At 44.4% G+C, this 12,668-nt stretch carries 9 protein-coding genes; 1 reads left to right on the forward strand and 8 read right to left on the reverse strand.

Annotated features, from left to right (window positions below):
• Positions 1-45: 45 nt before the first annotated feature.
• From ACFI6L_RS18090 to ACFI6L_RS18105, 4 genes are all read right to left on the reverse strand, one after another.
• The gene (locus ACFI6L_RS18090; protein ID WP_283619978.1) at positions 46-2,886 is read right to left on the reverse strand and encodes a TonB-dependent receptor domain-containing protein; all 2,841 of its coding nucleotides are present in this window, start codon (positions 2,884-2,886) and stop codon (positions 46-48) included.
• Between the two features lie 727 nt (positions 2,887-3,613).
• On the reverse strand, positions 3,614-4,654 hold the full coding sequence (locus ACFI6L_RS18095; protein ID WP_039216499.1) for a methionine synthase: 1,041 nt from the start codon (positions 4,652-4,654) through the stop codon (positions 3,614-3,616).
• 125 nt (positions 4,655-4,779) lie between these two features.
• A complete protein-coding gene (locus tag ACFI6L_RS18100; protein ID WP_014949789.1) occupies positions 4,780-5,754 on the reverse strand; it encodes a DUF1852 domain-containing protein in 975 nt (324 codons plus the stop codon).
• A 299-nt stretch (positions 5,755-6,053) separates the two neighbouring features.
• Positions 6,054-6,317: a DUF7218 family protein gene (locus ACFI6L_RS18105; protein WP_014949788.1), complete on the reverse strand. Its 264-nt coding sequence runs from the start codon at positions 6,315-6,317 to the stop codon at positions 6,054-6,056.
• A gap of 370 nt (positions 6,318-6,687) precedes the next feature.
• Between ACFI6L_RS18105 and ACFI6L_RS18110 the strand changes: the two genes are divergently transcribed.
• Positions 6,688-7,869 (forward strand): pyridoxal phosphate-dependent aminotransferase, encoded by a 1,182-nt coding sequence (locus ACFI6L_RS18110; protein ID WP_061486020.1) that lies wholly within the window; start codon positions 6,688-6,690, stop codon positions 7,867-7,869.
• Between the two features lie 74 nt (positions 7,870-7,943).
• Here ACFI6L_RS18110 and ACFI6L_RS18115 read toward each other — a convergent pair whose 3' ends face one another.
• The 4 genes from ACFI6L_RS18115 to trhP all read right to left on the reverse strand — a co-directional run bounded on the left by ACFI6L_RS18115 (position 7,944) and on the right by trhP (position 12,350).
• Positions 7,944-9,119, reverse strand: a complete 1,176-nt coding sequence (locus tag ACFI6L_RS18115; protein WP_462574562.1) for a saccharopine dehydrogenase family protein — start codon at positions 9,117-9,119, stop codon at positions 7,944-7,946.
• A 138-nt stretch (positions 9,120-9,257) separates the two neighbouring features.
• Positions 9,258-10,487 carry an aminotransferase class I/II-fold pyridoxal phosphate-dependent enzyme gene (locus ACFI6L_RS18120; protein ID WP_462574563.1) on the reverse strand — a complete coding sequence of 410 codons (1,230 nt, stop codon included), beginning with the start codon at positions 10,485-10,487 and terminating at the stop codon, positions 9,258-9,260.
• Between the two features lie 117 nt (positions 10,488-10,604).
• Complete coding sequence (locus ACFI6L_RS18125) at positions 10,605-10,850, reverse strand: YfhL family 4Fe-4S dicluster ferredoxin (protein WP_462574564.1); 246 nt, start codon at positions 10,848-10,850, stop codon at positions 10,605-10,607.
• 3 nt (positions 10,851-10,853) lie between these two features.
• On the reverse strand, positions 10,854-12,350 hold the full coding sequence (trhP, locus tag ACFI6L_RS18130; RefSeq protein WP_462574565.1) for a prephenate-dependent tRNA uridine(34) hydroxylase TrhP: 1,497 nt from the start codon (positions 12,348-12,350) through the stop codon (positions 10,854-10,856).
• Positions 12,351-12,668: the final 318 nt, after the last annotated feature.

Below are 12,668 nucleotides of genomic sequence, written 5' to 3' on the forward strand. Positions count from 1 at the left end.
GGCGCTAATAAGCGCCGTTTTTATCATTGCTCAATATTACGTAAATTACATTTTGTACGCTACGGTAACGTAACCGAAGCGGCCAATGTTGTCGTACGCGCCGTCTATTGAACCCGTGCCTGTCGTGCCTGTCGGTAGCGCACGGTTAAACAGGTTATCAATACCCACAGTTAGGCTAACACCGTTAGCAAAGTTGTAACCCGCGGTCACGTCAGTCACAGCGTATGAAGGCAGTTCCATACGGTTGCTCGGATTTGGGTTACGCGCTAACTCTTGGTTGTCGTAAAGGCTTGAACGTTCTAGGTAGCGAGTTTTCCAGCTTGCTTCCCAATCACCACGGCTATAGTTGATGGTGAATACACCCTGCCAATCAGATTCTCCTGCCGTACCTGCGTACTGATAGAATACTTCAGGGTTATCTTGGAATGGGAATTCTTTGCGGTCTTTAAGGTAAGTCGCAATCAAGCTAGTACGGAATGCGCCTTCTAGCGCGTCGAAATCATATCCTAGTTCGAAGTCGATACCCTTGGCTTCTTGACCCGCGATGTTCAATGCATAGCTACGAATCTGAGTGATTTCACCGGTAGTTCCATCACGGTCGATAAGGCCACAGTATACGTTGTTAATACCCGACTCAGAGTCAACACAGCGGTCCAAAATTGTTTGGCCGTCAATAGACGAAATCGCGTCTGTCAGCTCGATTTCCCAGTAGTCAACAGTAGCCGTAAAGCCTTCAAACCAGCTAGGAGTATAGACAACACCTAGTGTTTTAGAGATTGAGCTCTCCGCTTGCAAGTCAATGTTTCCACCGTTTACGCCTTCTAGCGTTGCTGAGTCGTAATCAGAGTTGAAATCTGCAGGGATACCTAACGCTGCACAGTTTGCAATGCGTTGGTCGGCGTTGGCTAAGTCAGCAAGGTTGTCTGTACGACATGGATCGTCTACGCGGAAGAAGGTTTGGCTTGCTTCACCATAAAGTTCACCGATGTTCGGCGCGCGTAGTGCAGATGATTTTGTCGCACGTAGACGTAAATCTTCATACACTTTCCAATCTAGACCAAGCTTCCAGCTTTTCGCGTTGCCAATCGAAGAGTAGTTGGCAATCCGCGCCGCAGTATCAAATGTCAGCATTTCTACGCCAGGGAGATCGGCAAGTAGTGGAATAGTAACTTCAGTAAATACTTCTGATACATCGTAATCGCCTTTATCTTCACCTAGAGTGTTGAAAAAGGTACCCGCTGCATTATCAGGTTCTTCAATTTCGCTTTTTTCTTTGCGATATTCAACACCGGCTGCAAAGCCAACGTATCCTGCAGGTAATTCATAAATACCAGAGTTTGCGATGGTTGCGCCAGCGTTGTATTGTTCAATTTTGCTTGTGCCAACTGATGTAGTATTGACGTAGTCAATTGCTTCTTGTGAAGGCTGACCAAAGCCCATAATGTTCAGCGGTACACAGCCGTCATCACTACCTGACGCACAAACAATGTTTCCATCGCCGTCAGTTACTGCATTAAGTGCATTTTCGAAGTTTTGCAAAACAAGGTTGTTGCGGTTCTCACGCTCTAATTCAGTTTTGCCGTAGTTTACAAATGCCTCGTAGCTCCACTCGTCACCAATGTAGCCTTCGATACCTAGCACGTAGCGATAAGTTTCACGCTCGTCTGCTTCGGTGCGGCGCCCTAGGTCAGTCATCATGCGGTTAAGCTGAATGCTGTCTAGTTCGTTTTCATCCATGTATGCGGCAACGCTATCATCTAGAAAGGCATTGTTACGATAAATGGTTGTCTCTGAGCCGCCATAGAAGAAAGCAGGCTGACCCATTGTAATTGCACGAGTACGCGCGTACTTAGCCTGTGCATACACTGTGGTGTCGTCGTTTAGCTCGTAGTTACCTTTTACATTTAGGTTAGTACGATCAAACTCAGGCTGAAGCTGCGTAAACTGGCGCAGGTTAAACGAATCACAGTTTGCGCAGAACGCACCGTCTACTTGGTCACCGGTGTAGATTTCGCGAATTGAACCGTCAGCGTTGAAAGTCTGAGAGTTGCCGCCAAAAACGCCAGAGTTGTTTAGTGTGTAGTAGCCCGCATTAGCAGTGTAAAAGTTGTCAGGAAATGCCGTTGAATTTAACTGGTCTTCACTGCGCTCGTATCCCATGATGCTTTCAAAGCTCATATTACGATACGACGTTGCAGTCCAAGGGTTGTCAAGGGCCTCTAAAGCTTCTTGTGAGCTGTATTCGGCTGCAAAAGCAATGTTGCCGCGATCATTGTCGAAGTTAAAGCCGTATGATGCCTGGTATTTATCGTTCTTATAACCGTTTTCCTGTGCAAAGCCTTGCGTCGCACTCACGTCGAAACCTTCAATGTTCTTTTTAAGAATGAAGTTAACAACACCAGTTACTGCATCTGCACCATAAACCGCAGAAGCACCGCCAGTAACGATTTCTACGCGCTCAATCCACGAAGTAGGGATGGTGTTGGTATCTACCGCTGCAGAGCCTGCTGAAGAAGATACGTGACGTTTACCGTCTACCAATACTAACGTGCGGTCAGTACCCATACCTCGTAGGTCAAGAATATTTAGACCAGCAGTTCCAATAAATTGACCTGAATTACCCAATGAGAATGTGTTTGCAAGTGAAGGAAGCTCATTAAGCACCTCACCAATGTTCATCGCACCTGAATTAAGAAGTGACTCACCAGAAATGGCTGTTACTGGTGATGGAGCGATAGCGCCCTGACGAGAGATACGAGAACCGGTGACCTGAATTTTTTCAACGTCAGCGCTTTCATTTGTTGAGTCCTGTGCAAGAACGTTGCCTGAGGTCAACGCGACACTTCCTGCTAATGCTAACTGAACTGCAGTTGCAATATTTTTCATGGATTGTTCCTAGTGAATTAGATTTACGTGCTTGTTGTTGGTTAACGCCCCGTAAATAGGCAAGGGCTAGCCAAATTGCATGCGTAGTTTTTACTTATGTTGCAATGGCGCGCATTCTAATTATCTAGTATTAAATAAATCAATTTTTTGCGGTGAATTAAATTCTAGCTATGAAAGAGTTAACTTAATTTTAAAGAATTTATAAATAGTAGGTTTAATTAATATTTTTAAGTTTTGTATTAATAATGTTCAACAATTGTTTTTATATTGACCATGTGGTCGAAAAGTGTCTTTTTAGAGCACTTAATAAGCGGTTTTCGTCTTGTTTTTCATTTGCTTGTTTAGTTTTGAGTTAGAAGGTTTTTGCTCGTATATTGCACTAACTGAGTAAATTTAAACCGTGTATACTAAAGTTTCTTTTTTTAACGTGAATAATAGTTGTTTTGTCGCTGTTTTAAATCAGGTAATTGATAATGTTGCTCATAAGTTAAATATTCGTTACTTCTCCATGTGCTATATTTTCTCTCTTATTTCTTAATGATTTTTTTAATTATCCTTGATTCTGTGGAAACTATAAATAATGTGAGGGAGTTAACCTTAAATAAGGTCGAAAAGATGAGAATAACGCTGATACTGTTTTGAACCGCTAGAAATGAAAGAGCCCACTTTGATATGGGCTTTAGTGCGCTTTCAAAATGCTCTTGCTTAACAAAAGTTTTGAGGCGTATTAAGCACTGAGCTTCTGAGCTAATTCCTGCCTTACTATTTCAGCGCCAGCGCTGAGCGCCTCAAGCTTGCCTCGAGCAACCTGTCGTGAAAGGGGGGCCATACCACAGTTTGTACAAGGGTAGAGTTTGTCGGCATCCACGTACTTTAATGCTTCACGTAATGTAGCTGCTACTTCTTCTGGTGTCTCTATTGTGTCAGTTGCAACATCAATAGCGCCCACCATCACTTTTTTGCCTTTAAGAAGCGAGATCAGTTCAATGGGTACATGGGAGTTATGGCACTCCAGAGAAACCATATCAATATTAGATTTTGCTAGCTTAGGAAAGCTCTCCTCATATTGTCGCCACTCAGAGCCTAATGTCTTCTTCCAATCGGTATTAGCTTTGATGCCATATCCGTAGCAAATGTGCACCGCAGTTTCGCATTTAAGCCCTTCAATGGCTCTTTCTAATGCGGCAATACCCCATTCATTGACCTCATCGAAAAATACGTTAAACGAAGGTTCATCAAACTGGATAATGTCAACACCAGCAGCCTCAAGCTCCTTTGCCTCTTGGTTTAGTATTTTGGCAAACTCCCACGCAAGTTTTTCGCGACTTTTATAATGGTCGTCGTACAGCGTATCAACCATCGTCATAGGGCCAGGTAACGCCCATTTTATGGGCTGATCAGTTTGGCTCCTTAAGAACTTTGCGTCTTCAACGAACACTGATTTTGGCCGTGTAACAGCTTGGGTAACGACAGGTACGCTAGCGTCGTAGCGATTTCGAATACGTACGGTTTTACGGTTTTCAAAATCAACACCGTCAAGGTGCTCAATAAAGGTAGTTACAAAATGCTGACGGGTTTGCTCACCGTCACACACAATATCGATGCCTGATAGGGCTTGTTCCTGAAGCGTAACGCGAAGCGCGTCTTTTTTGCCTTCCTCTAATGCTTCATCTTCTAGCTTCCACGGCGACCACAGGGTTTCAGGCTGTGCAAGCCACGATGGTTTTGGAAGACTGCCTGCAATAGAAGTGGGGAGTAGTTTTTTCATGTGATTCGCTTTTTTCTAATCAATAATTTGTATGGATGCGCGAGGGGCAGAACGTACTGCCCTTATCATAGTTTTGTTGTCGCAACGTGTGCGGTTTGAATGTCGCAAGTATCTAAATCAACGGATCAGGCGTAGCTTGCTGTGAATTGCGCTAACTTGTGTTGATAAGGCTTTATAAAGTTCTCTTCTACGAACTTGCCTTGTTCAACGGCTAGATGAGTCCGCTCTTCACGGTCATAAACAATGCGAGTCACTGAGTGATCGCTATTTTTCAAGTTTGGTTTGTAGCTTAAACCTGCCTGGGCGTTAGCGTTATAAATCTCAGGGCGATAAATTTTCTGGAAGGTCTCCATCGTAGCAATAGTGCTGATAAGTTCTAAATTGGTGTAGTCGTTTAACAAATCACCAAAGAAATAAAATGCAAAAGGAGCAGCACTGTTTGGTGGCATGAAATAGCGCACGTTTAAGCCCATCTTCTTGAAATACTGTTCAGTTAGTGATGATTCATTAGGCTGATATTCAACGCCTAAAACGGGGTGCTGATTTTCTGTTCGACGGTAGGTTTTATTGTCGGAAACGCTTAAACAAATGACCGGCAGCTTTGAAAAATGTGCTTTATAGGCTTCTGAATTAACGAAATACTTAAACAACTTTCCGTGCAGATCACCAAAATCGGTAGGGACACTGAACGAAGACTGGCCACGATTGTGATTAGATAGACGAACGCTAAAGTCATAATCGCGAACATAAGACGAGAAGTTGTTTCCCACAATACCTTGGGTACGCTTGCCCGTTTTTTTGTCAATTATATTGGTTTGTAAGATCTCGATAGTTGGGAATGTGTTGCCGTTACCCTCAACGTCGATATCTACCGACACAATTTCAAGTTCGACAGCATAGCGATCGCCACTTTCATTATCCCAGCTAGCCAGTGCATTGAAGCGGTTGTTTATCATGCTTAGTGCATCGCGCAAATTTTCTTTGCGGCGTTGACCACGAGCTAAATTGGCGAAGTTGGTGGTGATGCGTGTGTTGTCTGAAGGGCGATAATCTTCATTAAACTGAACGCTGTTAATAGTAAAAGAGAAATCTGTGTTCACGTTGTTGTTCATGAGAATGCGCTTCTATTCCTAAAGTTAAACCGAGTAGTGAGACTGCTGTAAAAGCTATGAACACGTTATACGTTGATTTAACTATGAATAAAAATGACTTATTTTCATTTTATCATGAAATATTGTCATGTATTGGGCGGGCGAAGAGCTAGTCGCCTACTATTGAGGTGGTAGATCTTTACTTGAAGTTGAGGTTTGCCACGAAATGCACAAATTATGCGTGACTGATAAAACGTAATCATCACCGCCACAGTGACCAGTTTTTGTATGTGGCGGTCTATCCGCCACTAATGATTGCGTAACGCATCAATTAATTCGTCTTTGCTCATGTTAGAGCGACCTTCAATGCCGACTTCCTTGGCCTTTTGATACAGTTCCTCTTTAGTGCGATCCTCGTACTTTTTGCCTTTTCCACCATCTTTAGAAGGCGTTTGTTCGCTATTGGCTTGCGCATTGGCAATCCGCGCCGACTTCTCTTTGCTATAGCCTTCCTCGCGAAGGGCTTCGTAAGTGTCGTCGTTTTTAATTTGGTTGCCGTGGTCCTTAGCCATATTTAACTCCTGTTTTGCATACTGAGTAATCGATTAATGTTTCGCCGTAATTCTTACTTTGTATTTATATAGATGGATTACACAGTCGTATAAAAGGCAGGCTTCAAGTGCGAAGAACCAATAGCGAGAGAGTGCTGCGCCTTTAACATCAGAAAAAATGTCATTCATCGCAAACGCTAAAAACGACAAAATAACGCTGCACCGTAATGTAACGACTTAACGCGTTAAAACTTCTTATGTTGTCAATTTTAGTGCGCCACATGCACGTAGAAAGTGCATTTATGTCAATGGTTTAGCGTTTTTATGCTATTGCGCGTTTAAAAATAAGCCTTTAGTCTAAAGTGAATGTAGACGGAAGACAGAGCGAAATATGAATAAAAATGAACAACAGAGCACCGTGAATTCTTCACGCCGTAATTGGTTAAAGTCAGTGGGATTAGGTGCAGGAGCAGTAGCGCTAACGACCAGCGTTGACAGTATTATGGGCGACCTTCGTGCCGCAGGTATGCAAACTGAACACTTCCCGTCTGCTACCCCAAATGTAAACGATGGTCTTATTCGCCTATCGTCGAATGAAAATGCCTTTGGGCCGTCAAAAAAAGCCGCAAAGGCAATGCAAAGCGAGCTTTTAAACCTAGCGCGTTATACCGACGCTACGGTTGAAGTGTTAGCGCAAAAAATTGCTGAGCAAGAAGGCGTATCTGCTGAGCAAATCGTAATTACGAATGGATCTTCACCTATTCTTTTTGGCTATGCGGACTGGATCACCAAAAACGGCAATAAGCTGGTAACGTCTATGGCAACCTACGAAGGCGTACCACGGGGCGCTGAGTTTATGGGGGCAGACGTGATCTACGTGCCGTTAGCCAATGATATGACTTTTGACCTAGATGCAATTGAAGCTGCAGTAACCGAAGATACGACTGCTGTGTACGTATGTAATCCAAATAATCCGACAGGGAGCATGGTAGATGCGGCGAAGCTTACCGCTTTTGCAAAACGCGTATCGAAGAAAGCACAGGTTTTCATCGATGAAGCCTACATTGAAATGTCTGATGCTTACCCCGCTAATGTGCAATCGAAGCTAGTAGCTGAGGGGTACAACGTGGTGATTTGCCGCACCTTCTCTAAAATTCACGCCATGGCGGGACAGCGTCTCGGTTACGCCATCATGCCTGCTGAGCAAGCTAAAACAATGGGCGGTATGCTGCGCATGGGTGGTGTGAATTACTTGGCATTAGTAGCGGGTATGGCAAGTATGGATGATCATGAGAACTTAAACACAATGCGCTCACGCATTAAAACTGAGCGTGAAAAGTTAGTAAAAGTAGCTAAAGAGTTAAAGCAGCCGTTTGCGCCAAATCCACAAGGGAATTTTATTTACATGGATACGGGCATGCCGCACGATAAATTTGCAGAAAAGATGAAAGCTCAAGGTATAAAGGTTGTAGGGCGCACGTGGCCTGGGTACGACTCATGGTCACGTATTAGCGTAGGGACACCTGAAGAAACTGACGCGTGCGTTAAAGCATTAAAAGCGGTACTCGCTTAAAAAACAACAATAACACCTAGCGCAGAGAGAAAAGGCTGAACGCAATTTGTGTTCAGCCTTCGTTTTTTGAATCGCTATTTCTCGATAATAAACGTTAAGCCTGCTTTTTCTTCTAAACGGCGGATAAGCTTGTTACCAAGTGCTGCCGCAGGTGTGAAGAAACCACCAGATAAACTAACGTCTTTGCACAAGCAAAGGGCAGATTCTGAAATCATTTTACTGGTAGAGCCGTAACCTGGATCCTTGTCGCCTTTTACCGATACGGCTAGCATATCACCATTGGTAGCGGTACCCACAAACATGACATCGTAAAAGCCATTTTCGCGCTCTTCTTTGCTCGGGCCTTCACCTGGTTTAGGGCCATCATCACTTGCAAGCGACTTATCTTTGGCAACGTGATTCGCCATGGCTTCACCTTTCTCACCTGGACCAGTCATCATCATTTCATCATATTGAAAGTTCTTGCCGTAGCTATATCCGCCCAGGTAGTTCGTGCGATGAACGTTTTTAGTATTGATGGCCGCCATAATAAATGGTGCAACCCATGTGCCTAACTGCTCATCGAAGTAAGGTTTATTGCCATCGGGCTGTGGCTGATTTGACGCGCCATCGGTTAATGAGTGCGGGTTAATAAGTGCCGCCATGACAGACTTATCTTTGTGCGCAGCCGCCATGGTCGCTTTTAAACTTGCAGCCGTACCGCCAGAGAACGTGCCCTGCATTTTACGAACGCGACCTTTTACATATTCAATGACATCGCCAGTTTGCTTTTTGGCATGTTCTTGAAGGTAGTACACACCAAGGTCAAAAGGCACAGAGTCAAAGCCACACGAGAACACAATGTTTGCGCCGGTTTCTTTAGCTTTCGCTTCGTATTTATTGATCATTTGGTGCATCCAGGCTGGCTCACCGCAAAGATCTGTATAGCCGGTGCCGTTATCGACACATGCAGAAAGTAACTTTTCACCGTAAATTTGATACGGACCAACAGTGGTAAGTACAACGGCTGTGCGCTTCGTCAACGCATTTAGCGCGTCATCATCATCACCATCGGCTACAATGCTAGCAACGCTTTCACTAATGCCTAGCTCCTTTTTTACGCCGTTGAGTTTAGCTTCGTTTCGGCCTGCGACCGCCCACTTAACGTTGTCATCGCTGCCATACTGAGCCTGAAAATATTCAGCTACTAACTTACCCGTAAAACCTGTAGCACCGAAAATAACTACATCAAATTCCCGTTCGTTACTCATTGTTTTGTCCTGTTTTATCTCGTTTCGACACGTGTCATCAATATGCGTTACTCAATATACGCACAAGCACCCATATCTATCATTTTTTTCGGTAATATTTGTCTATTCACGAAATTAAATGGTGAGCATAAAAAAGCGTTAGCTTAATGATTCTACAAACTCAGCAAGCCGTGAAAGCCCTTCCTCCAAGCGTTCAATGCTAGTGGCGAAAGACAGTCTTACGTAATGGTTGGCATTGTGCTCACCAAAATCATTACCCGGCGTAAGCGCTACATGATGTTGTGAAAGTAGGGCATCACAAAATTCAATTGCACTTAGCCCTGTGTGCTTAATATTGATGTAGGCGTAAAACGCACCGTCAGGCTTTGCATCTAAACCAAGCCCCATATTTTCAAGTGCACTAAAAACAAGGGAAGCACGCTTTTCCAGCGTATGGCGGTTTTGCTCGCATTGCGCCAATGCTTCTGGTGTAAAGCACGCAAGAGCGGCTTTTTGCGATAGGGTAGAGGGGCAAATAAACAAATTCTGCGCGAGTTTTTCAACGATGGGCGTCATTGCTTCAGGTACCACACACCAGCCAAGACGCCAGCCGGTCATGCCAAAATATTTGGAAAAACTGTTTATTACGACCACTGTTTCTTCAAGCTGCGCATTGGCAAGTACGGTTTGAAGTTTGGTATCAGTGCCCAAGGTCGACTGGGAAGCGAATGTATCATTGCGTACATCAAGATCAGCCGAAAGCGATAGATCCAAGTAAATTTCGTCAACAATTAAAAAGCCACCTTTGGATTTGCAGTACTCGCCAATTTTAGTCAACTCTTCTGCATCTATAACCGTACCAGTAGGATTGGCAGGTGTGGCAATAAGTACACCTTTCGTGTTGTGCTTCCAATTATCGGCAACACTTGTTGCGGTTAGCTGAAAGTTATCCTCACTGCGTGTTGGTACCAGCGTTACCTCTGCGCCAAATGCGTTTAAAAAACGTCGGTTACAAGGGTAAGAAGGGTCGCCCAATATCACGTTGTCGCCTGGTTCAACCAAGGCAGCACTTGCCAAAAGTAAAGCGCCAGAAGCCCCAGCGGTCACGACCACTCTAGAAGGGCTTACCGCTACGCCATGTTTAACTTCATAAAAGCGTGCAATGGCTTCACGTAGTTCAGGCATGCCCAGCGCCGAGGTATAGGGAAAAACTGGGGCATTTAAGCTTTCTTTCATTGCGGCGAGCACTGCCGCGGGTGCGCCGAAATCAGGCTCGCCTAAATTAAGTCTTATAACATCTTTACCTTGCAGTTCTAGTGCCGTGGCTTTTTCGCCATAGGCCATAGCAAGAAACGGAGAGATCGCCGTAGCGCGAGAGGCAAACTTCAAAATAAAACCCTTATTAGTAATGCCAATTCAAACTGTACCGCAATTAGGGATCACTCTTGGTTATGATTCAAGGGAATTCTTCGAGAAGTACAATTAACTCGCTGACTTACTTCATAGCTAACTATTTAAACGAACAAACTTTTCGGCCAGCTCGTCTAGTGATTCTTTATTGTGCGGGTCAGGCTTAACAACATCTAGTGGGCATACCGCTGCGCAAGTAGGCGCATCGTAATGCCCCACGCATTCTGTACAGCGTAATGGGTCTATTTCATACACTTTACTGCCCATGCTTATAGCGGCGTTAGGGCATTCAGGTTCGCACATGTCGCAGTTAATGCAGCTATCAAGAATAAGCAGTGCCATGCATTATGCCTCGCTCACGTTTTCGGGTGTTACTGCGTTAGCCGCTTTTCGAAACGGATTGCGGGTATCAACGCCTTCATCTAGATTTCGCAGTAGTAGGGCAAAGTTTAGAGACACATCGCTGGGTATCGGTATTCTTACTTGGTGTCCTGAACCCTTAGCATCCGTAATAGAATGTTTTCTCTTATCCAGCATCTCATTTAGCGTAAAGGTAATGTTGCCGCTTGGCGTCATCAACTCGAGCGAGTCACCCACACAGAATTTGTTTTTAACGTTTATAATTGCATAGCCAGACTCTTCACAACGGTCAATCACTTCACCAACAAATTGCTGTTTATCGCTGACTGAGTGGCCATACTCATAGTTCTGATACGCGTGGTGCGCATGGCGACGCAAGAAACCCTCGGTATAACCTCGATGCGCTAAAGTTTCCAAGCTTCCCATTAATGTACTATCAAAAGGCTTTCCTGCTACCGCGTCGTCAATTGCTTTGCGATAAACTTGTGCTGTTCTAGCGCAGTAGTAATGTGATTTAGTGCGGCCTTCTATTTTTAAACTATGCACGCCCATTAGGGTTAACCTGCCAACATGTTGCACGGCTCGCAAATCTTTAGAATTCATAATATAGGTGCCATGCTCGTCCTCAAAAGCTGGCATCAGTTCGCCAGGCTTTTCCTTTTCTTCTAACATAAACACTTGGGAGCTTGGCGTGCCTTCACCAAGGGTAGGAATTACCACTTGAGGTGCTGTAGCTGCCTTATTAATCTCATTGGTTAGAGCGATGTCGCCAGTTTCGTTTTCCTCGCCTGCCTTAACATCGTAAGACCATCGACAAGCATTGGTACAAGTGCCCTGATTCGGATCGCGTTTATTCATATATCCAGACAATAAGCAGCGCCCCGAATACGCCATACAAAGCGCGCCATGCACAAACACTTCCAATTCCATGTCTGGAACATGCTCGCGAATAGTTTCAATTTCTTCCAAAGAGAGCTCTCGGGACAAAATAACGCGCTCTATGCCTTGTTTCTGCCAAAACTTCACCGTGGCGTAGTTCACCGCATTGGCCTGTACACTCAAGTGAATAGGCATTTCAGGGAAGGCGTCGCGCACCATCATAATAAGCCCTGGGTCTGACATAATTAACGCATCGGGCTTCATAGCAATTACTGGTGAAATATCTTTAAGGTAGGTACCTAGCTTACTGTTGTGCGGAGCAATGTTGCTTACTACATAGAACTTTTTACCTAAAGCATGTGCTTCTTCTATGCCTATCGCTAAGTTCTCAAGGCTGAATTCGTTGTTTCTTACGCGAAGCGAGTAGCGTGGCTGCCCAGCATAAACAGCATCAGCGCCATAGGCGAAAGCGTAGCGCATGTTGCGTAAGCTACCCGCAGGTGCAAGCAACTCTGGCGCGATTAACGTTTGGTTTGGCAATGTTGAAACTGAGTCTTCACGTAGGTTAGAAGAGCTGCGATTAGGTGATAATTTTGAAGTCATAGATAAAAACCGCTACTAGACGCTTTAAACAAGGCGGCGGATTTTATAAGCCGTAAAATACCTCTACAACTCAAACAAAGCTTGGTGTTGACCAAGATCAAATAATTTGTTGTCGCTTGTGTTTTTGAATGTTTAAACGGCAATTGAGCTGAGTCAATGCCAGCTGTTTTCTTCCATATAGTTGCGTTTTTAGTGCATTACCTTCGGTAGGAAAAACCAAGCCCGTTCACAGCTAAATAACAAGCAAAAAGAGCGCATTAAACGATGAACTACCATGGGCAAAACCCACCACATAGGGTAGGCTAGAAATTCACAATA

The organism is Alteromonas sp. G4i35, assembly GCF_054960375.1.